The 19,679-nt window shown below is 61.1% G+C and carries 16 protein-coding genes; 7 read left to right on the forward strand and 9 right to left on the reverse strand.

Going from position 1 to position 19,679, the window contains the following annotated elements; all coding sequences use genetic code 11:
- Nucleotides 1-2: 2 nt before the first annotated feature.
- Nucleotides 3-923 carry a LysR family transcriptional regulator gene (locus EOE18_RS07345; RefSeq protein WP_127707766.1) on the reverse strand — a complete coding sequence of 307 codons (921 nt, stop codon included), beginning with the start codon at nt 921-923 and terminating at the stop codon, nt 3-5.
- Nucleotides 924-1,042: 119 nt separating this feature from the next.
- The gene (locus EOE18_RS07350; RefSeq protein ID WP_164852691.1) at nt 1,043-3,844 is read right to left on the reverse strand and encodes a TonB-dependent receptor domain-containing protein; all 2,802 of its coding nucleotides are present in this window, start codon (nt 3,842-3,844) and stop codon (nt 1,043-1,045) included.
- A gap of 150 nt (nt 3,845-3,994) precedes the next feature.
- Between EOE18_RS07350 and EOE18_RS18445 the strand changes: the two genes are divergently transcribed.
- On the forward strand, nt 3,995-4,156 hold the full coding sequence (locus EOE18_RS18445; protein ID WP_164852692.1) for a hypothetical protein: 162 nt from the start codon (nt 3,995-3,997) through the stop codon (nt 4,154-4,156).
- On the opposite strand, the gene EOE18_RS07355 is transcribed toward EOE18_RS18445, so the two are convergent.
- Nucleotides 4,157-4,768 (reverse strand): hypothetical protein, encoded by a 612-nt coding sequence (locus EOE18_RS07355; protein ID WP_127707770.1) that lies wholly within the window; start codon nt 4,766-4,768, stop codon nt 4,157-4,159.
- A gap of 10 nt (nt 4,769-4,778) precedes the next feature.
- Nucleotides 4,779-6,080 (reverse strand): neutral/alkaline non-lysosomal ceramidase N-terminal domain-containing protein, encoded by a 1,302-nt coding sequence (locus tag EOE18_RS07360; protein WP_127707772.1) that lies wholly within the window; start codon nt 6,078-6,080, stop codon nt 4,779-4,781.
- A 197-nt stretch (nt 6,081-6,277) separates the two neighbouring features.
- Between EOE18_RS07360 and EOE18_RS07365 the strand changes: the two genes are divergently transcribed.
- On the forward strand, nt 6,278-7,096 hold the full coding sequence (locus tag EOE18_RS07365) for an alpha/beta hydrolase (protein ID WP_127707774.1): 819 nt from the start codon (nt 6,278-6,280) through the stop codon (nt 7,094-7,096).
- Between the two features lie 2 nt (nt 7,097-7,098).
- Here EOE18_RS07365 and EOE18_RS07370 read toward each other — a convergent pair whose 3' ends face one another.
- Nucleotides 7,099-8,430: an acetyl-CoA hydrolase/transferase family protein gene (locus EOE18_RS07370; RefSeq protein ID WP_127707776.1), complete on the reverse strand. Its 1,332-nt coding sequence runs from the start codon at nt 8,428-8,430 to the stop codon at nt 7,099-7,101.
- Between the two features lie 80 nt (nt 8,431-8,510).
- On the reverse strand, nt 8,511-9,299 hold the full coding sequence (locus tag EOE18_RS07375) for an enoyl-CoA hydratase/isomerase family protein (RefSeq protein WP_127707778.1): 789 nt from the start codon (nt 9,297-9,299) through the stop codon (nt 8,511-8,513).
- Nucleotides 9,300-9,510: 211 nt separating this feature from the next.
- Here EOE18_RS07375 and EOE18_RS07380 point away from each other — a divergent pair, with 211 nt between their 5' ends.
- Nucleotides 9,511-12,318, forward strand: coding sequence for a DUF3857 domain-containing protein (locus EOE18_RS07380; RefSeq protein ID WP_127707781.1), 2,808 nt, complete (start codon nt 9,511-9,513; stop codon nt 12,316-12,318).
- Nucleotides 12,319-12,376: 58 nt separating this feature from the next.
- On the opposite strand, the gene EOE18_RS07385 is transcribed toward EOE18_RS07380, so the two are convergent.
- Together EOE18_RS07385 and EOE18_RS07390 are read right to left on the reverse strand one after the other, a co-directional pair.
- Entirely contained in the window at nt 12,377-13,066 is a 690-nt protein-coding gene (locus EOE18_RS07385; protein ID WP_127707783.1) for a YiaD family glycine zipper/OmpA-like lipoprotein, read from the reverse strand.
- A gap of 145 nt (nt 13,067-13,211) precedes the next feature.
- On the reverse strand, nt 13,212-13,844 hold the full coding sequence (locus EOE18_RS07390; protein WP_164852693.1) for a TetR/AcrR family transcriptional regulator: 633 nt from the start codon (nt 13,842-13,844) through the stop codon (nt 13,212-13,214).
- 89 nt (nt 13,845-13,933) lie between these two features.
- Here EOE18_RS07390 and EOE18_RS07395 point away from each other — a divergent pair, with 89 nt between their 5' ends.
- The 3 genes from EOE18_RS07395 (at nt 13,934) to EOE18_RS07405 (ending at nt 18,433) form a co-directional block, all read left to right on the forward strand.
- The gene (locus tag EOE18_RS07395) at nt 13,934-14,908 is read left to right on the forward strand and encodes an aromatic ring-hydroxylating oxygenase subunit alpha (RefSeq protein ID WP_246027313.1); all 975 of its coding nucleotides are present in this window, start codon (nt 13,934-13,936) and stop codon (nt 14,906-14,908) included.
- Nucleotides 14,909-15,089: 181 nt separating this feature from the next.
- On the forward strand, nt 15,090-17,483 hold the full coding sequence (locus EOE18_RS07400) for an MASE1 domain-containing protein (RefSeq protein ID WP_127707787.1): 2,394 nt from the start codon (nt 15,090-15,092) through the stop codon (nt 17,481-17,483).
- Nucleotides 17,484-17,533: 50 nt separating this feature from the next.
- On the forward strand, nt 17,534-18,433 hold the full coding sequence (locus EOE18_RS07405) for a 3'-5' exonuclease (protein ID WP_127707789.1): 900 nt from the start codon (nt 17,534-17,536) through the stop codon (nt 18,431-18,433).
- An 8-nt stretch (nt 18,434-18,441) separates the two neighbouring features.
- Here the strand turns inward: EOE18_RS07405 and EOE18_RS07410 are convergent, their stop codons facing one another.
- Nucleotides 18,442-18,966, reverse strand: a complete 525-nt coding sequence (locus EOE18_RS07410) for a DUF2478 domain-containing protein (protein WP_127707791.1) — start codon at nt 18,964-18,966, stop codon at nt 18,442-18,444.
- A gap of 102 nt (nt 18,967-19,068) precedes the next feature.
- Between EOE18_RS07410 and EOE18_RS07415 the strand changes: the two genes are divergently transcribed.
- Nucleotides 19,069-19,554: a hypothetical protein gene (locus EOE18_RS07415; protein ID WP_127707793.1), complete on the forward strand. Its 486-nt coding sequence runs from the start codon at nt 19,069-19,071 to the stop codon at nt 19,552-19,554.
- The last annotated feature ends 125 nt before the right edge of the window (nt 19,555-19,679 follow it).

Here is a 19,679-nt window from a genome sequence, read left to right on the forward strand (position 1 = left end):
TTCTATGCTTTCATCAGCGGAATGCATCGATCACAGGCCTGCATCACCGCGTCCAGCAAAGCCTGCGCCGCAGGAGACAGGCTGCGCCCCATCAGTCGCAAAACGCCGATCCGGCGAGAGGCAACTGGCTCTTGCATCACCCGCCACGCCAATTCCCCGTCATGCCCCAACAAAGGCAGTGTGGAACGCGGCAACAGGGAAATGCCCAAACCCGCCGCGATCAACCCGCCCATAGTTGCCAATTGCGAGCATTCAAACAGGGCGGGCGTCACCACACCTGCGCGGGCGAAGGCCGCCTCGGTCAACATGCGCACGCTGCTGCGCGGCTCCATGCCGATGCAGGGCATGGTCTGGAACAGGCTCCATGGCGCCGGATCGGGAAGGACACCGACATCGCGTGCATGGCACACCAGCAAGCAATCATCCTCCAGCATCGGTGTAAAATGGATCTCCGCCGGTGCGGGCGGCTCGATGGAAATGGCAAAATCGATCAGCCGGTCCTGCAGGCTTTGGTGTAGGCCCGATGTCAGATTTTCGCGTAGGATAATCTCCACCTGCGGATGGCTCTGACGAAAACGGGCGAAGACGCGCGGCAAAAGATGCGCCGCCACCGAGGGCAAGGCCCCCACCACCACGCGCCCGCGCTCGCCCTGAAAGGTCTGCTGCAATTCGCGGAAGGCCTGATCGAAATCGGCGGTCAGACGCTCGACCGTAGGCAGCAAAGCCTCGCCCGCGCTGCTCAGGCGCACATTGCGCGAATTGCGGTCGAACAAGCGGACGCCCAGATCCTCTTCCAGCAATTTGATTGTCCGACTGAGCGCGGGCTGCGACAGATTGGCCATACGCGCCGTCTCGCTAAAGCTGAGCGAGCGGGCCACTTGCAGGAACAGGCGGAGGCTGGAAAGGCTGGGGCTGCGGGACATGGCGGACAGGATAGGGCATGATCATGCCAAATGGCAAATGAATGCGCCCGATTAAGCAAAATTGGAAATAGCCCCCGCGCGTCAGGCAATGCTTTTCCGCGCGGGGGCTATCGATCCGCTTACATCTTCAAACGGACCCCTGCGGTGAAATAGCGGCCAATCGGATCATCACCGATGGCAAAGCCGCCAAACTGGCCCGGAATGGTCGAGGCGCCGAAGAAGGCCGTCGCAGGCGGCGCGGCATTGAACAGGTTCTGCACATTCAGGAAGATTTCGGCATCGCCCAATCCGTTCCTGGGTTTCCACGCCACGTTGAGATTGGTGGTGGCAAAGGGCGCCACATGGTTGTTGACCCAGACTTGCGTCGGGTCTGTGCTATGCTTCATCGCGCTGCGCCAGCGTTCCATAATGTCCACCGTCACGCGGTCGGTTGGCTTGAAACGCGCGAAAGCGGTCAGGCGCCATTTCGGGCTGGCCTGCAGGCCGTTGGTGCCGAAAGCCGCGCCGGCCTGATCGATGGTGACCAGCGCGGGGGTGCGGTAATAGATATGCGGCTGCCAACTGGCCATGAAGCGGAAGGAGGCAGGCATTTTGGCCAGTTTGGTGGCCCAATTGGCCTCCAGATCCGCGCCCCATGTCTCAATCTCGGCAATGTTGATGACGGTCGAATACCATGCCGTCACCAGATTGGCCGCGCTGGTGTTGCTGTAACCCAGTGGACGGCTTTGCAGCGCGCAATAGGGCGAGGTGCCGCCGCTGGCATAGCAGGCGTTTTGGATGGTGGGGTTATAGCCCTGAATGCTGGTGATTGCGTCGGAAATCTTGATGCGATAACCATCCAGCGCCAAGCTGAACGTGTTGGCCGGTTTCCACACCAGACCGGCGGTCAAAGTGTTGCCCACTTCGGCGCGCAGATTGGGATTGCCGCCCGAATAACCCGCCACCGGCGAAGTGCCCGCATCCAGACCCGGCGTGATCTTGGTAAGTTCATCGCGGTTCTGTAACGAAGCGATCGAGGAAGGCGCGTAAAGGTCATCCAGCGTAGGCGCCCGAATATCGCGCGAACGTGTGGCGCGGAAACGCAGCTTGTCGCTCAGATGCCAGTCGATGCCGAGCTTCCACGTCCAATATTGCCCGCTGGTGCGATAGGAAGTGTAGCGCAGCGCGCCGGTCACATCCAAAGCATCGGCAAAGGGCAGATCCTTGAGCAGAGGCACCTTGGCCTCCACCGCCACTTCGCCCACCGTGTTGCTGACGCGGCTGCGCGCGGCATAGGTGTTCTGCCAGAGCACCGTATTGGCCGAGCAATTGTAGCGCAGGCCCGTGCAATTGGCCATTGTGGTGGGCAAGGCATCGCTGGTCGAGGCATAGGAGGTCAGGCGCCATTCGCCCGACAGCGCGACATTGACATCGCCTGCCCAGGTCTTGAAGGGCGAGCCCGAAAGGCTGCCCGAAATGTCCTGCATTTTGGTCATGGCGCGCAGATGCGTGTCGCCGGTGATGTAATCGAGCGCGGCCTGACTGGCCGAACTGGGCCCGAACAGGTTGAGCGGCGCGCAGCCTGCATAGGCGGAATTGACCGTCGAGGCATAGCAAACCGCTTGCCCCGAGCTGTTGGTCACCGCGTCCAGCGCGGCCGCCAGTTTCTGGTTGTTCACATTGTTATGCAGCGTGGTGGACAGGCGCGAGGCCGAATTGGAATAGGCTACTGACCAATCCCAAGCACCCAGTTTGCCATCCAGCCCCAGATTGACCCAGAACTGTTCGGATTCGGCCTGCGGATTGAGGCGGGGCGCCTGCGAGAACAGCTTGCTGAACAGGAAGGTCGACTGCCCCGCCGCCGCCAGCGTGTTCTGATAGGAGGAAGCAAGGAAGGCATTGCTTGCGCCCATCGTCAGATTGCTGGTCACCGGAGGGGTGATGAATTGCTCGTTCTTCTTGTTGTTGAACAGGCCGGAGACGTAAAAATTCAGCCCCTCGCCCAGTTCATAGTCCAGACGGCCAAACAGCTGGTGGCTTTCCAGCTTGGCCTTGAGCGAGCTGTCATAATAGCCGCCGGTGCCGCCCACGGTGCAGCAACTGGAACCGGTTGCCGTGCCCGCTGCCGAGGGCGAAAGCACCCCGTTGGAGGCGAAATAATTGCCCGCCAGCGCGCCACTGGTGATCGCCCCGCCAAAGGGCAGGTTGTTGATGCGAATGTCGCTGAACAGCTGATAGGGATTGGCAGCGGTGCCGCCGCCTTGCACCGATTGCTGGCGGAACCAAGGGCGGCTCGATCGCGCGGAAACGCCCTCATCCTTGCGATATTCATAGCTCATTTCGAAATGGGCCCGCTCGCCCAGCTTTTTGCCCCAGGCCAGCCCCGCATTATATTGCGCGCCATCACCATAGGTCGATAGGCCGCCCTGCGCCTGCATTTTGAGCCCGTTGAATTTTCGGTCGGTGATGAAATTGACCACACCGGTCACCGCATCCGAACCATAGACCGCCGATACGCCGCCGGTCACGGTTTCCACCCTTTGCAGCAACATTTGCGGGATCATGTCCACGTCCACAATGTTGTTGACCGAGGTGGAAGGCACGCGGTGGCCGTCAAACAGGATCAGGTTGCGCACCGAACCCATATTACGCAGATTCAACTGGTTGGCCGCCGCATTTCCGCCTGCGCCACCGGCCACACCGCCATTGGGATTGGCATATTGGTTACGCGGGCTGGAGAAAACCGGCAGCAGGTTGAGCCCGTCGGCGATCGTCGTGGGCTGCACTGCAGCAATGTCCTGCGTCGAGACCACGGTCAGCGGCGTCGGGCTGCTGTTGCCATTTTTGATGACGCGCGATCCAGTGACCACAATCGCCTGATCGGAAACCTTTGCCTCCTGCGCCATGGCCGGCGCGGCCAGCCCCATCGTTGCGCAAGACAAGCACAACCAACCCTTTAAGCGCATATCTACTCCCCTGTTTGCGCGGTCCGGCATCACATGGCCGGATGCATTGCCAAGGCTTGCTAGCGGGTTTGGGTTGGGTTTAGATATTCAACTATCGACATTCATTATTGATATGGTGGCGAAGGTGTGCCGCCGTCCAAGCCTACCAATGGCACGATCATCTATCAGCGCCGCATGGTCCGCGCGCCCGATCGCCCCGCCGGTCTGGGCATGGCACCATCGCCCAGCCAGCGCAGCTTGAGCGATGGCATTTTGCGCATCACCTATGACAGCAACCGCCTGCGCTGATCAGGGCTTGGCGGGCAAGGTCAAGCGGCTTGCGCGCAGCACGCCTTCCTGATCGGGGCGCAATACCGCCGAGACCGCCACGCCCGGTCGCGCAATGGCCCGATCCACCGCAACAGAGACCATCACCGGCAAGGCTGCGGGAACTTCCAGCATCCGGCAGCCCGCAGGATAGGCAATTTGCAGAAGCAAACCGCCCTCTCCCTGCCCGATGGCGAACACAAAGCCATGGGTCATGCGCGTTTGCGCGGTGGCATTGGGGCCGGACAAGATATGGGTGCCATATTCGGGCTGATAACCTGCCTCGAACACGCGCAATTCATTGGCCTTGCCGCGGCCTTCGCGCATGGCCTGATTGGCCGAACCGATGAATTGCCCCAATCGGATCGCCTCAACGCTTGCCTTCTGCGCATAGGACAGGGTCCAACCCTTGGTCATCGGCACAGTGACCAGCAGCCCATCCTTACCACGCAGATCGACATGATCCTCGGCCACAGCAACAATCTCGCCCGCCACGCCTTTGGGCGGCGCGGGACTGGCTTCCTCGGCCTTACGATCGACGGTGACGGGGCAAGCGGCCAAAGCCGCCGCCAGCAATCCTGTGCTCAACATCATGCCTCTCCCTTTATGGTTTCATGTTCTGACGGATCAATGCGTTCAAACCCTGCACAACCGCCTGTTCGGCACAGCCACGGGCAACGGGGCTGCCCTTCACTTCAAAGATGGGCGTGTCATAGGAAGCGTCATCGGCCATATAGCCGATGCGATCATTCACATTGGTCATGAAGATGCTGCGGCTCAGCGGAGTTTCGCGCTGGAAATGGCGGTAAATCGGCGTGGTGACTTCTCCGCCGACGCCGGTATAGGCGGTATCGCCCAATTGCAGGGCCGACAGGCGGACGGTGACTTGCGGGGCGTTGACGCTGGTCATGCTGGCCATGGCGCCGCTGCCTGCCTTGGTGGGACAGGTCACATCTTTCTGGCTGGCACGCATGCGGATCGGGCCGACAATAACAGGCGCATGCGATGCCACGCGCAACACTTCGGCGCCCAGCATCACGCCCTGTGCCTCCACGGCCTGAAAGGCGCGCGCCACATCCTGTGCCTTTTGCCCATCTTGCGGGGCAAAGGCCACGCGCGGCGCTTGATCACCCGCTGCGCCCATCGTGAAGATCGCCACGCCGCCAGCCTGATCCTCGACATAGCGTTCGGCCGCGCCCGCCAGATCACCGGTGATATGTTTCAGGCCAAAAGTGACGGTGGAATGCACAGCGTAATTGAACAAGGTCGCGACCGGCTTCCCATCGAGCGAGGTCAGGCGGGTGACCCAAACCGTCTTGTCGGAATCGCGTAAAGGAGCATAGCCCAGCCCCCATCCTTTGTCCGGCCGATATTCGTCGCGGTTGACATTCACGTCCACCTGTCCGGCCTCCACGGCCAAGCGGGCGGGCACGGCGGCATCACGCGCCACCTTGATCGCGGCGATCAGGCGGGGATACAGCGCCTGCGAATAGGCGAGCGAGGCTGCCCCCGCCCTTTGCGCCGCCGTGCCAGCGGAAACATCGCCCAAGCGCGGTGCGGAGTGGTCATGGGTGGCGATCATCATGATGTGATCCTCGGCCACGCCCGTCTGCTTGGCCGCCAGCGCCAGAAATGCGCGCATATCGCCCACTTCGGGCAGGTCGAGCCCGATCAGGGCCACTTTCTCCACCCCGCTTTGCAGATAGAGGACGCGCGCATAGATCGGATCATGGACCTTAATGAAATCCCCGCCGCCAAACGGGTTAATGTCCTGCAAATCCTGCGGGGTAATATCGATCCGCGTGGCCCCTGCCATCAACACTGGCTCGCCCGCCCTATCACCCGCCGCAGCAATAGCAGGAGCGGCCAGCATCAGCATTGCGGCCTGCGCCATAGTCCCGATCATATCACACCTTATCCAAGCATCCAGTTTTTGACGCTATATATTCATTGCCATATCAAGACCTCTTCAAACTGGCGGCAGGCTGATAGATTTTGCGTTCCGTTGCTTTGGGGTAAAGCCGCGTCCATGCCTTTCAAAACCACTTGCAATTATCGCCCTATGTAGGATGGCGTTGTATATTGTGTGTAACGGGGTGCTGAATGCTACTGGGTTCCGACTTCACTTGGCCATTATGGGCCGATGCGGCAGATGTCCGATTCGAAGCCCCCGATGCCACCCCTGAACAGGCCGTGGTCACCGCTGTCGCGCAACCGGCCCTGCTGGGATTTCGCCCTGCACAGCCCAATGGCAAAGCCATGTTGATCTGTGGTGGCGGTGGCTATGTCGCGCTGATGGCAGGACGAGAAGGGGTACAGGTTGCGCAATGGCTCACCGGTCTGGGCTATTACGCCTTTGTCCTGCTCCACCGCTTTCCCGATGCCGTCAATGGCCCCTCGGCCCCGTTGGATGATGCGACACAGGCCCTGCACCTGATCCAGTCGAGCGATCTGGCACCCCGAGGCGTGGGCGTGCTGGGCCTGTCGTCTGGCGGCCATCTGGCGGCCAGCCTGTTTGCCGAATATCCGGTTGAATGGCCCAGACGATCCCGCGCCTGCCGCCCCGATGTGGCGATCATCGGCTATGCGCCGATCTCCACCAATGCCAAGGGGCGCCAGATCGTACCCGACAAACCGCCGCTTCCGCCGGTGGAAAAACAGGCGCTCTATGACCGCCTGCAACCCGATGCCCAACTTCTGCCCTCGCCGCCGCCAGCCTTTATTGTTTATGCCGACAATGATCCGGTGGTGCCGGTCGAGAACGCCTTCCGCCTGCGGCAAGCGTGGCGCGATGCAGGCGGGGCTTGTGAATTGCATGTCTTTACCGATGCCCCGCATGGTTTTGCACTGGACACAAAAGACAAGCCGGTGTCGGTCTGGCCCAGACTATGCGAGGCATGGCTAAAGCAAGTGGGGTTCTAGCCTCATGCCTCCAGCTTCATCGCATGGGCCTGCCGCGCAAGTTCCTCACGGAAATCGGGATGGGCCAGTCCGATCAGCGCCTGCGCGCGCTGGGCCACTGATTTGCCTTTCATGTCGGCCCAGCCATATTCGGTCACGATAATATGCACATCGGCGCGGCCAGTGGTAACTGGCCCCGTCAATTGCGGCGTGATGCGTGAAACCGTGCCGCGCGCGGCGGTGGAGTGGCAGGCGATGATCGATTTACCCCCGCGTGACAGATAGGCACCGCGCACGAAATCAACCTGACCGCCCGTGCCGGAAAATTGTCGCCCGCCGACAAATTCGGAATTGCACGCGCCATGAAAATCCACTTGCGTCGTGGCATTGACCGAAACCACCCTGTCATTCCGGCAAATGGTCGCCGGATGGTTGACGTAATCGACCGGCCAGGCTTCGGCATCGGGATTGTCATGGATGAGATCATAGAGCGCCGCATCGCCCAAAGCGAAAGCGAAAATGGTTTTGCCCGTGTGGATCTGCTTGGCCGAATTATCCACCACGCCGCGCCGCACCAATTGCGCCATGCCCGGCGATAGCAATTCGGTATGGATGCCAAGATTGCGGTGATGTTCCAGCCCTGCGCAAACCGCATCGGGCAGCGCACCAATCCCCATCTGCAAACAGGCGCCATCATCGACCAATCCGGCAATGATCTGGCCGATCTGGCGGTCGACATCCGATAAAGGCGCGGGCGACGCCTGTAGCAAAGGCTGGTGGTGCTCCACTAAGGCGGCCACTTGCGAGATATGCACCATGCAGTCGCCGCGAACGCGGGGCATATGCTGGTTGACCTCCAGTATCATGCGGATGCCCGGTTTGCGGGCCACGGGAATCGCATAATCGGCATTGGTGCCAAAGCTGAAATAGCCATCGGCATCCATCGGGGACACGGTGGTGATCAGAGTGTCCACCCCGACATGCTCGACCATGGCGCGGGGGATCTGGCTGAAATGGGCGGGCAGGAAATCGACCAGATGCTGCTCTCCCAACACCTTGTCCACGCCGCGCTCGACCGCATTGTGAAAGAAGCTCATCGGGATCAGGCGATCGACCAGTTCCGGATCGAAAATAGTCCGCCCCGCGACCGCGCCCAACAGCATGTAATAGAACCGTATGTCCCGCGCCGCGCCCTGCCGCGCCCGCTCCGCCAAGGCATGCAGCAGGGCCGGAGGTGTGGCCGCGCCGATCGACAGCGCGACCTTGGCCCCGTCGGGGATCAAACCGGCGGCTTGCTCTGCGCTCACCAGCTTGGCACGATAGTCGGACAGGAATTGATTGCTCACCGGTTCCATCCTCTCGACCCGTCTTTTGCGGGTTCCTATTGGGCAACTTAACTTGTGAAACTTGCAACGCCAAGACTGCCCGTTGCGGATCAGACACTCACAAAATCGGGCTTCCTGCGCTCCAGAAAGGCCGCGATACCCTCGCGCGCCTCGGGCAGGGCTACCGCCTCGGCTATGCTCTGCGCTTCTTTGTCGAGATGGGTGGACAGGTCCTGTTCCTGCCCCTGAGCCAACAGCAGGCGGGTTTTGCCCAAAGCCGCCACCGGCCCCCGCGCCAGTTTTTCCGCCATGGCCAAACCTTGCTCGATCACCTCTTCATCGGGCACCATGCGGGTGACCAGCCCCATCGCCTCGGCCTCGTTCGCCGAAACACGGCGGTTGGTGAGCAGCATTTCCTGCGCGCGGCGCCAACCGATCAGGCGGGGGAGCAGCCAGCTCATCCCGCCATCCGGTGTCAAACCCACGGCACTATAGGCGGCGGAGAAATGCGCGCTGGCACCTGCCACCACTACGTCACCGGCAATGGCAAGGCTTAGACCCGCGCCCGCCGCTGCGCCATTGATGATGGTGACCACCGGCTTGGCGCTGCTGGCCAACAGCTTGACCGAACGATGCACCGCATTGGCCAGTTCCAGCAGATAGGGCCCCGCCCCCTCGCCTGCCGAGGCGAAGGAGCCAACATCCCCGCCCCCGCAAAACAGCTTGCCCGCACCGGTCAATGCCAACACCCGCACGTCCGGATCGGCCAAGGCCTCGCGGATCGCCAGTTCCAGCGCCGTCGCCAGCGCCATGTTGAACGTATTGCCCGCCTTGGGCCGGTTCAAGGTGATCAGCGCCACGCCCCCGTGACGGGCGACCAGAACCTCGCGCTCTTCCATGCAACAGCCTCCCTCCTGCCACCGCCGGACAAATTTCGGCAGCGCGTTTGCATCTGGGCGTGAACCGCTTTCTCGAAACCGTCCATAATCCAGGTCAAAGATCATCGCCTGCCGGAAAAAGCACCGCTTGATCCCTTGGCCTGTTTGCGCCACGTTCGGAGCTGTTCACCGGCTTTGCTTGGCAAGTGGCGGATTTTAGTCAGGGAATTCCATGAGCAAATATTGGCTTTCGGCCTCCATTTATGCCCTTTCCTTATCCGGCACGCCGGTTTTGGCCGCTGATCAGCCCCTGTACCAGCCCGCCCCTGCATGGGTGGTACAGACAAGCCTGCCCAAGGAATTGGCCACCGAAGGCGGCACGCCGCCCAATGCTTTCGATTTTCAGCAACGTTTCGCGCAGGGCCAGTCTTGGGACTATGTCGATATTGCAAGCCGCATCGCCTCGCCCGAACAATTGGCGCAAAATTCGCTGCTCACCCTGCCATGGTTTCCCGACAAGGGGGATTTGATCATCCATGAGGTGAGCATCCTGCGCGGCGCGGAGAAAATCGATCTGTTGGCGCAGGGGCAGAAATTTGCGGTGCTGCGGCGCGAGCAAAGTCTGGAGCAGCAGCAATTGACCGGCCTGCTCACCGCCACGCTGGCGGTAGAAGGCCTGCGCGTGGGCGATACTTTGCGGCTGCGTGCCTCCACCACCCGCCGCGATCCGGCGCTTAATGGCCATGTGCAATGGTCCAGCCCATTGCTGTCCTTGCCCGCGCGCAGCAGCAAGGCAGCCATGCGCCTGCTCTGGCCCAAGGGCGAGCCGTTGCATTGGAAAGTTCTGGCCAATGGCGTGGTAACCAGCAGCGCCGTGCAAGGCAGCGACGAGGTGCTCAACATCGCCCTGCCCGCGCCCAAGCCGCAGGATATGCCCGAGGATGCGCCGGGCCGTTACCGCCACCCGCCCTTTATCGAGGCATCCTCCTTCGCCTCTTGGGCCGATGTGTCCAAAACCACCGCGCCGCTTTATCAAACCACCGGCGCGATTGCTCCGAACAGCGCCCTGGGGCAGGCCGTCGCCCGCATTGCCGCGCAAAGCAGCGATCCGGTTCAGCGTACCGCCGCCGCGCTGCGTCTGGTGCAGGATGATGTGCGCTATTTGGCCCTGTCGATGGACGGCGGCAATTACATCCCGCAAAAGGCCGAGCAGACTTGGACGCTGCGCTATGGCGATTGCAAGGCCAAGACTTTGCTGCTGCTGGCCATGTTGCATGCCATGCAGATCGAGGCCGAACCCGTGCTGGCAAGTTTGGGGCTGGATGATCTGGTCAAGGATCGCCTGCCCGCGCTGGCCGCTTTCAACCATGTTTTCGTCCGCGCCCGCGTCAATGGGCAAAGCATCTGGCTCGATGGGACGGCGGCAGGCACGCGTCTCGCTGATTTACAGGACACGCCCAACCTGCGCTATGTTCTTCCGGTGCGCAAGGATGGCGCCGATCTGGAAGAGGTCGAGCGCAAGGCTCCCGCAAGGTCGGTTACCGACATTGAACTGGCGGTGGATGAAAGCTCCAGCATCGATTTGCCCAGCGTGATTGACGCCAAGGTCACCTTGCGCGGGCAAAGGGCAATCACCCTGTCCTTGATGGCCAACCAAATGGCCGAAAAGGAAAAGGGGCAAATGCTGCACAGCGTGCTGGATCGCATGGTCGGTGAAGGGCAATTCACTGACCTGACGATGCAGGAGAACAAGCAGGAGGCCACCGTGACCATCACCGGTCGCGGGCTGGTGTCCACCTCATGGCGGCAGGAGGACAATCGCCGCAAACGCGACCTGTCGCGGCTGTTGAAAAACATTTCCTTCGCCCCCGACCGCGCCAGAGCGGCATGGACCGACATTCCCGTTGTCACCCCCATACCCGACAGGGTGCATATCCGCACCACCTTGCGCCTGCCCGATGGTGGGCGCGGCTATAATCTGGAAGGGACGGCCAATTATACCGGTGATGTGGCGGGCTATACCGTCAATCGTCAGGCATCCTTGACCGGCGATCGGGTGGTGATCGAGGAAAGCCTGAGCAGCCGTGGGGCAGAGATCAGCCCTGCCCGTATTCCCGCCGAACGCGCTTTGGCAACGCAGGTGCTGTCCGCCGCGCCGCGCTTGCTGGCGCCTCAGGATGCAACGCGGCGCTGGAATTTGCCTTTGACGGGCAAGGCAGCGGGCACGCAATTGGCATCGGTCAGCACCTTGTTTGCCAAAGTGGCAGGCGAGGCCGAACCCGAGGACAGTTCCGCCCTGCAAGGTCAGGCCAGTTTCCAGAAGGGTATCGGCGATTACACCGGCGCGATTGCCAGTTGGACCAAAGCCATCGCCAAGGAGCCATCGGGCGCCAATTATCTCAACCGTGCCGAACTGGAGGCGCAGGCCGGTGATCTGGTCGCAGCGGCCAAGGATGCCGAAGCGGCCCGCGCCCTGGACCCTTCCGATGTGGCGGCGGTCGCGCTGGCGGCCGATATTGCGGCCAAGCGGGGTGATCTGGCCGCGGGTGTGGCGATGCTGGACGAAAGGATCAGCGTTGCGGGGCAGGAAAAAGACGGGATCAAGCTGAACAAGGCGGCGCTGATCGGCCAATATGGCGATGCGGACGAAAGTCTGGCCCAATTGGACGCGCTGATCGCCAAGAAGCCGGGGCGACCGGATTTGCTGAACGCCCGCTGCTGGGTCAAGGCCTCGCGGCAGGTGCAGGTGGAAAGCGCGCTCAAAGATTGCACCAGTGCGATTGAACTGACTGACAATTCGGCCCCTATTCTCGACAGTCGGGCAGTGGTTCTGCTCCGGCTCGGCCGGTTGGATGCGGCGCTGGCCGATCTGGATGCGGCGCTGTTGCAAAATCCATCGCAAGGCGAAACGCGTCTGGTGCGCGCGATTATTCTGAAAAAATTGGGCCGTTTGGCCGAGGCGCAAAAGGAATTGCTGATCGCCCGCCGCCTGAAGCCCGATGCCGAGAAGGACTATCAGCGGTTTGGGCTGGCCTATTGATCACTGGCCGGTTGCATCAAGGGCCCCAAGCTTTTGATGCAACCGGCGCAGTCAGGCTTTAGCCACCCTGCCTTGCGGCCTGCACCTGTTCCTGCGTCACCGGAACGATGCGGATTTCCACGCGGCGGTTCTTGGCGCGACCTTCTGGCGTGGCATTGCTGGCCACCGGCATGGTCTCGCCAAAGCCACGGCTGCGCAGGCGGGCAGGGTTCACGCCCTGCGTGGTCAGGAAATCGGCCACCGTATTGGCACGATTTTCCGAAAGAGCCTTGTTGGTGGCAGGCGTGCCGGTCGCATCGGTATGGCCATAAACGTCGATCAGACTGTCGGGATGGCTGGTCAAGGTCTGGGCCACCTGCCCCAGTGTGGACCGGAATTGCGGTTTGAGAATATAGGATCCGGTGTCAAAGGTGACACCATCGGGCATGGTGACCATGATCGATTGACCGTCATCAGCAGGCGCCACTGTCACACCGGTTCCTGCGGTGCTGGCCCGCAATTCGCGGATCTGTTTGTCCTTTTCATAGCCGATGGCGGCACCGGCAATCCCGCCAATCCCCGCGCCTACCAGACGCCCGTCACCGCCGCCGATCAAACCGCCCACCAGCGCACCACCCAAAGCGCCGATCCCCGCGCCCAGCGCCGTGCGCGATACTTTCCGGTCGCCGGTGTTGGGATCGGTCACGCATGCAGTGGTGAGAAGCGAGGCGGTGAGCGCCATAGCCAGAGCGGCGCGGTTATAGGACATAATTTACTCCATTGTCGCGATGGCGAGAGCGGCATAGCCACTCCCCTTTGAACATTCCTCTGTAAGGTGTTCAATCCATCGGCGGCAACTCGGTTCCCCAGATGATAAGGTGGATAAAGCCCCGCCCGCCGCATTGCCTCCCGTCTCAAGCCGCGCAACCTTTGAGGAACAGGCGCACACAGAAGGCGACTTCCTTGTCCTCGACTGGAAAGTCCGTCGCCAGATCATAGGCATACATGGCCCGCGTCACCCGCCCGGCCAGCAGCAGATCGAGAAAGGCCTGCGCGAGATTACCACTATCCATCGGGGCCAACAAACCCTGCTCCTGCCAGATCGCAAATTGCGCCGACAGGGTTGCCAGAATGGGTTGCGTGGCAAAGCGGGGCCAGACATCGCGGATGTCCTGCAGGACGGCCCCTTCGGCAATCGCCATACGGCCCACGAACAAAGCCTCTCTGGACAAGACCCAGCGCAGCGCGGCTTGTGCGAATTGGCAAAGCCATGCCTCGGGGGACAAGCTGGCCGCATCCTCGATCATCAGATCCTGATCCCAGCGCATGGCAATCCGCTGCACCACCGCTTCGAACAGTTCCAGCTTGCTGCGATAGTGGCGAAAGATGGTCGCTTTCGAAATGCCATAGTCGGCGGCGATGCGGTTGGTGTTGGCCCTTTCATAACCCACCGCCATGAATTCGGCCTGAGCGGCATCCAGAATGCGCGCTGTCACCTGAGCGCTGCCGCGCGTGGCGCCGAGCTTGGTGACATTTTCTTTCGACATGGGTCTATTCCTGCTATCGAAACCCATGGGTTTCTCGAATCGAAGGGATGAGGATGATGACAGCCCCCTATTTGTTGAATGTTTGGTACATGGCCGCTTGGCAAGAGGAAGTGGACGGAAAAGCGTGGCTGGCGCGCAAGCTACTGGGCCAGAACTGGCTGATTTTCGAGCAGGAGGATGGCACCTATGCCATGGTGCAGGACCGCTGCCCCCACCGTTTCGCCCCGCTCAGCATGGGCAAAAGGGTCGGGGATACGATCGCTTGCGGTTATCACGGCCTACGCTTTGACGGGAAGGGACAATGCGTGCACAATCCCTTCTCCGACATGATCCCGCCTGCCGCCAAGCTGGCGACCTATCCCGTGGTAGCCCGCCATGGCATCCTGTGGTTCTGGCCCGGCGAGGCGGAAGCGGCTGATCCTGCCACCATTCCTGACTTCACCATTCTGGACGACCCCCGCCCGATGGTGCGGCAATCCATGCGGATGCAGGCCCATTATGAATTGTTGACCGACAATCTGATGGACCTCAGCCATGTGGAATTCGTCCATGAAAACACGTTTAATTCAGGCGGGGTATTCTGGCTAGGCCAGCATCACGCCTTTCAGGACGAACAGGGCGCGATCTGGTCCAACTGGGCTGTGGAGGATGTGCCACCCCCGCCCTTCGTCCCGCAATTGAAGGGCAGAAACTGCAACCGCTGGACCAAGATGCGCTGGAACGCGCCAGCAACGATGATGCTGGAAGTGGGCTGTGCGCCCCATGACGCCCCGCAAGATACCTCTGCCTTTCCGACCATGCGCAACCCGCATATTGTCACGCCCGAGAGCGAGAATTCCAGCTGGTATTTCTACAATTGCGAACCGGGCGAAGAGAGCATCGCCTTTGCCCGCAAAGTGTTCGAGGATGAGGACCAGCCTATGCTGGAGGCCGTCCAGCAGGCCATGGATGGGCAGGATTTCTGGGACATGCGGCCGGTTGTTCTCAATATTGACGGCGGCGCGATCCGTGCAAGGCGGCATCTGGAAAAGATGAAAAAAGCCGAAGCCGCACCATTGAGCTGAAACGAGGGGCCACACAGGCCGCCTTGCCCCAGTCCCACAGGCAAGGCGGTCTGGACTATCCCTCCACTTTCGCTGCAATTTTATTCCCGTTTTCCCGCCCTGCGCTTGACCTTTCCATCCCCGAGGCCCACGCATGAAGTAACAAAACAGACGGTTGCTGCCTTTCGCTCTTGGGAATATCATGGGCCAAATGTCCGATAATCCTTCGTTCGGCGTTTTGAAACGCTATGAGCTTCAGCTTCTGGCGGTGTTTCTCGCCTGCACAGGTTTCAGCTATATTGGCCTGCAATGGGCCGCCTTGGCCGATGTCGGCGCGCCGATCTGGCCGGCCTCGGGCGTGGGTCTTGCCGCCCTGCTGCTCGGGCGGTTGAGCCTGTGGCCCGCCATCGCTCTGGGCCATCTGACCGCTGCCATCCTGTTCGGGTCGCGGCAACCCTTGTGGGCCGAAGCTGTCATCGGAATTGGCGGGGCCTTGGGCGCGGTTGTTCCGGTGTTGGTCATCAGGCGTCTGGGCGGCATCAACAACAATCTACGCTCTTTGACGGACATAACCCGCTTTCTACTCCCCGGGGCCGGACTTGGGGCGATTGTTTCCTCGGTGGTTGTCAGTGTGGCGCTTTGGGGTTCGGCGGGGCTGAATGCGCGCTCCTTCATCATGGCCTTTGCCCATATCACGGTGGGCAATTTTGTTGGCGCTTTGACGATGGGGCCTCTGTTGCTCAGTTGGGCCGCAGGCTTTCGCTCCTTTCCTCCCCGCCGATTGCTGGGGCTGGGTGCTGTCCTGCTGATCACGGCTGCTTTGGCTTTCGGCATGTTCCGCACCTATGACAGCGCCTTGCTCAGTTGGGATCTGTTGCCACTGCTGGTGTTTACCGCGCTGGCTTTCGATGTGCGCGGGGCCTCGCTGACGCTGGTGGTGGTGTCGGGCATCGCCATTTCTGCTCAAAGCGTGGGCCTTGGTCCCTTTGCCGTTTCGCAAGGGCCGCAGGCGTGGCAAGTGTTCCTGCTGCAACAATTTATCGCTACGATAGCGGTGACCACTTTGGTCGTTTCGGTGGTGTCGGACGAGCGTCGGGCAAAAGAGGCCATGCGGCAAAGTGAAAGCCGTGCCAGCGCCGCCGAGGAACAGGCCCGCATCACCGCCGAAGAATTGCGCACGGTACTGGATTCGGTGCCAGCCATCATCTGGGTGGCGCGCGATCCCGAATGCCGCCAGATCGTGGGCAACCAATTTGCCAGCCAATTCCTGCGCGTACCCAGCCCTTCGGCCAATATGTCCAAATCGGCCAACGATGCCGCTCCGGTGGCCCATTTCAAAGTGCTGAACACACAGGGGCGGGAATTGACGCCCGACGAATTGCCGGTGCAGCGCGCGGCGCGCGGCGAAGTCGTCAGCGGCTATGAAGAATGCGTGTTGTTCGACGATGGCACGCGCCGCGATTTGCTGGGGGGCGCCACGCCTCTCTATTCCGCCTCAGGCGAGGTGCGCGGCGCGGTGGCCGCCTTCATCGACATTACCGAGCGCAGGGCCGCCGAAGCGCGCGAAAGGCTCCTGTCGCGCGAGGTTGACCATCGGGCCAAGAATGTCATGGCCATCGTGCAGGCCGTGGTCCAATTGACCAAGGCCGAGGATATTGAAGGTTTCCGCAAGGCCGTTCTGGGCCGCATTGCCAGTCTGGCCCGCACGCATAGCCTGTTGGCCAAAAACCGTTGGGATGGCGCCGAACTGCACAAATTGGTGCAGGATGAACTGGCGCCCTATGCGCAGGAGCAAGACGCGGGCGGTTTGCGTATTCAAACCGGCGGGCCGGTCATCAAACTGGCGCCGGAAAATGCGCAAAGTCTGGCGCTGGTGCTGCATGAACTGGCCACCAATGCGGTCAAATACGGGGCGCTATCCGTGCCCAGCGGTGCCTTGTCGGTCACATGGCGGGTGGAGGATCATGCCGAAGGGCAGCGCCTTCATTTCCGCTGGACCGAAAACGGTGGGCCGGAGGCTGCCACGCCGCAGCGTCAAGGCTTTGGCCTGACATTGATCCGCAGCACGGCCGAGCAGCAATTGCACGGACAATTGCAGGCCCAATGGCTGCAAGGCGGGTTGGATCTGGCCATCAGCTTTCCCCATGATCAACCCTCTGTTTCCCATGTGCCCCATCACCCTGCCACCGGAGAGGGCCAGTCCCCAGCAAAAACACCCCGACTGGCGGCTCCCCGCGTGCTGGTTCTGGAGGATGAAACGCTGATCGCCATGCAGGTAGAGCAGCATCTCCAAGACGCGGGCTATGACGTATTGGGACCGGCTGCCAATGTCGCAGAGGCACTGGAGTTGCTGGAGCGCGAGCGCCCCGATGCCGCCTTGCTGGACATGAATTTACGCGGGGAAAAATCGACCTCGGTGGCCGATGCCCTGCATGGTTTGGGCATTCCCTTCCTGTTCTGCACCGGCTTTGCCGATACAGAGGACCTGCCCCCGCGCCTGCAATCGGCCAAAAGCCTGATCAAGCCGATTGCGCCGCAGGAACTGGTCGAGGCCTTGTGCAGCCTCTTGGCACAACCGGAGCATGTCGATCCATAGCGGATAAATTCACCCTATTCGCTGTAGGGCGTCCAATCTATCAGCCCTGCATGACGAATCCCTCTATCGCCACCTTGCATCATGCGGCGCAAATGCTGGAAGCCCATCCCGATTTCCGCGTTTTGCGTCGCCTGCAAAATGTGGACAGCTTTTATCGCGGCGCGCCTCTGGCCCCGTTGCGGGTGGGCGTGGCGGTGGATGTGGAAACGACGGGTCTGGACCATGACCGGGACCGGATTATCGAATTGGCGGCACAACGTTTCCGCTTCGACGCGCTGGGTCGTGTGGTGCAATTGGGCCAGCCCAGAGTGTGGCGCGAAGATCCGGAAATGGAGCTTGACCCGCGCATCACCATGTTGACCGGCCTGACGGATCAGGATCTGGCGGGCCAGTCGATTGACGAGGGTGCGGCGGTGGATCTGCTGGCCTCGGCCGATATTACCATCGCGCATAATGCCGGTTTTGACCGGCCTTTCGTCGATAGGCGCCTGCCCGCCCTGTCGGGCAAGCCCTGGGCCTGTTCGATGGTGGAACTCGATTGGCTGGCCTTGGGGTTTGAAGGGAAAGCGCTGAGCCAGTTGGTCTCGCAATGCGGGTGGTTCTATGCCGGCCATCGCGCGGAAAACGACATTCTCGCGCTGATCCATTTGCTGGCCCACAGCTTGCCCGATCCGTCAGGGCTGGGCGACCATACTATCCTGAGCCATTTGATGGCGGCATCGGAGCAACCCAATTACCGCATCAATGCGGTGGATGCTCCATTCGAGGCCAAGGATGCGCTAAAAGCTAAGGCCTATCGCTGGGATGGGGCGATGCGTTTTTGGTGGCGATCGGTCGCGCAGGACGAATTGGAGGCCGAGATCGAATGGTTGCGCCAAGAGGTTTACGCAGGGCGCGGCGCTCCGGCTATTTTCCCGCAATCGGCCTGCGATCGCTACCGGAAGGCGTAGCGAAGGTTTCAGGCTGCTGCCTTGGCCAAGACGCCCGCCAGCCAAGCATGTATCGCCGCAGGTTCGGCGGGCAAGGGAACAAACAGCCCCTCGGCAAAAGCGGCCCATTGATCCCGATAACGCGCCGAAACCGCGATCAGCACGGGCACGCCTTGATCCAGCGCCGCCGATAGAGGACCGGACAGGCCGCGCCCTAATTCTGCCTCCAGCTTGCCGAATTTGCTCAGCACGACCAGTTGCACGCGCTCGTCCAACTTCTGCTCGATCCATGCGCCAGCCTCGACCACGGCCCCACTGTCCAGCGTACAACCTTGCGCGCCGCAGCCCAGATCTTGCCCGATGGGAAAGCGCTTGCCATCGTCAATACTGACCAGAATGCCGGGTGCGCATTGATCGGATGCGTCCTGCGCATGTTCGATCAGGCCGACGATGGTCACGCGATCCTGCCAGTCCTGCACCACCTGTTGCAGGGCGGCCTGCGCCTGCGCCGAATGGTCGGCCATGACCGCACCGATGAAGGGGAGGAAATCCATGACCGTGATGGTTACAGAAGCAATCGACCGGCGCAAGACTTGTCAGGCAATGGCTTTTCTATATTCATGGGGATATAGAATCGCCTGTCACGGAGACGACCCTTGCGCCGCGCTATCCTCCTCACCAGCCTGCTCCTCCTGTCTTCTCCCGCCTTTGCACAGCCCTGCGCCATGCCCGAGGGCGATTATACCCCATGGGCCAGCCCCACCACTATCGCTGCAGCCGATGACGCAGGCACGGCACCGCCCATCGCGTTGAACGCGGCGAAAATGGTCAAACTGCGCCCAATCGCGCTGGTGCATTACACCCAGACACCGGCCAAAATAGGCGCGGCTGACAATTATGGGGGACTAATGAGCCTCCACATCGCTACGCCTGGAAATTATCGCCTCGCCCTCAGCGCTGGGGCATGGATAGACGTTTTGGCCCCGCAAGGCGAACAGCGATCCGTCGCTCATAGCCATGGCCCTGAATGCAGCGGTGTCCGGAAAATGGTCGATTTTAATTTGGCCAAGGGCGATTATCTGGTGCAGATCGCCGCCAGTGCCGCGCCTTCCATCACTGTGATGGCGCTGCCCGTGCCGTGAGAGCCACGCTGCGCGGAGTGAGTGCATTCTCTGATCAAACTCCGCCTAAGTGCATAATAATCATTATTTTACAAATGCTTATTATTATCATAACGGCCACGAACCTTCGCGCTTATCGTAAATAG

The sequence above is a fragment of the Novosphingobium umbonatum genome, assembly GCF_004005905.1.
Taxonomy (GTDB): domain Bacteria; phylum Pseudomonadota; class Alphaproteobacteria; order Sphingomonadales; family Sphingomonadaceae; genus Novosphingobium; species Novosphingobium umbonatum.

What these genes read in the sequence shown, in the direction of transcription:
- EOE18_RS07375 (WP_127707778.1), bottom strand. Translation starts at nt 9,299, where the DNA reads ATGGAAGAGCGCGAGGTTCTGGTCGCCCGTCACGGGGGCGTGGCGCTG.
- EOE18_RS07380 (WP_127707781.1), top strand. Translation starts at nt 9,511, where the DNA reads ATGAGCAAATATTGGCTTTCGGCCTCCATTTATGCCCTTTCCTTATCC.
- EOE18_RS07390 (WP_164852693.1), bottom strand. Translation starts at nt 13,844, where the DNA reads ATGTCGAAAGAAAATGTCACCAAGCTCGGCGCCACGCGCGGCAGCGCT.
- EOE18_RS07370 (WP_127707776.1), bottom strand. Translation starts at nt 8,430, where the DNA reads ATGGAACCGGTGAGCAATCAATTCCTGTCCGACTATCGTGCCAAGCTG.
- EOE18_RS07360 (WP_127707772.1), bottom strand. Translation starts at nt 6,080, where the DNA reads ATGATCGGGACTATGGCGCAGGCCGCAATGCTGATGCTGGCCGCTCCT.
- EOE18_RS07395 (WP_246027313.1), top strand. Translation starts at nt 13,934, where the DNA reads ATGGCCGCTTGGCAAGAGGAAGTGGACGGAAAAGCGTGGCTGGCGCGC.
- EOE18_RS07345 (WP_127707766.1), bottom strand. Translation starts at nt 923, where the DNA reads ATGTCCCGCAGCCCCAGCCTTTCCAGCCTCCGCCTGTTCCTGCAAGTG.
- EOE18_RS07400 (WP_127707787.1), top strand. Translation starts at nt 15,090, where the DNA reads ATGGGCCAAATGTCCGATAATCCTTCGTTCGGCGTTTTGAAACGCTAT.
- EOE18_RS07355 (WP_127707770.1), bottom strand. Translation starts at nt 4,768, where the DNA reads ATGATGTTGAGCACAGGATTGCTGGCGGCGGCTTTGGCCGCTTGCCCC.
- EOE18_RS07385 (WP_127707783.1), bottom strand. Translation starts at nt 13,066, where the DNA reads ATGTCCTATAACCGCGCCGCTCTGGCTATGGCGCTCACCGCCTCGCTT.
- EOE18_RS07365 (WP_127707774.1), top strand. Translation starts at nt 6,278, where the DNA reads ATGCTACTGGGTTCCGACTTCACTTGGCCATTATGGGCCGATGCGGCA.
- EOE18_RS07410 (WP_127707791.1), bottom strand. Translation starts at nt 18,966, where the DNA reads ATGGATTTCCTCCCCTTCATCGGTGCGGTCATGGCCGACCATTCGGCG.
- EOE18_RS07405 (WP_127707789.1), top strand. Translation starts at nt 17,534, where the DNA reads ATGACGAATCCCTCTATCGCCACCTTGCATCATGCGGCGCAAATGCTG.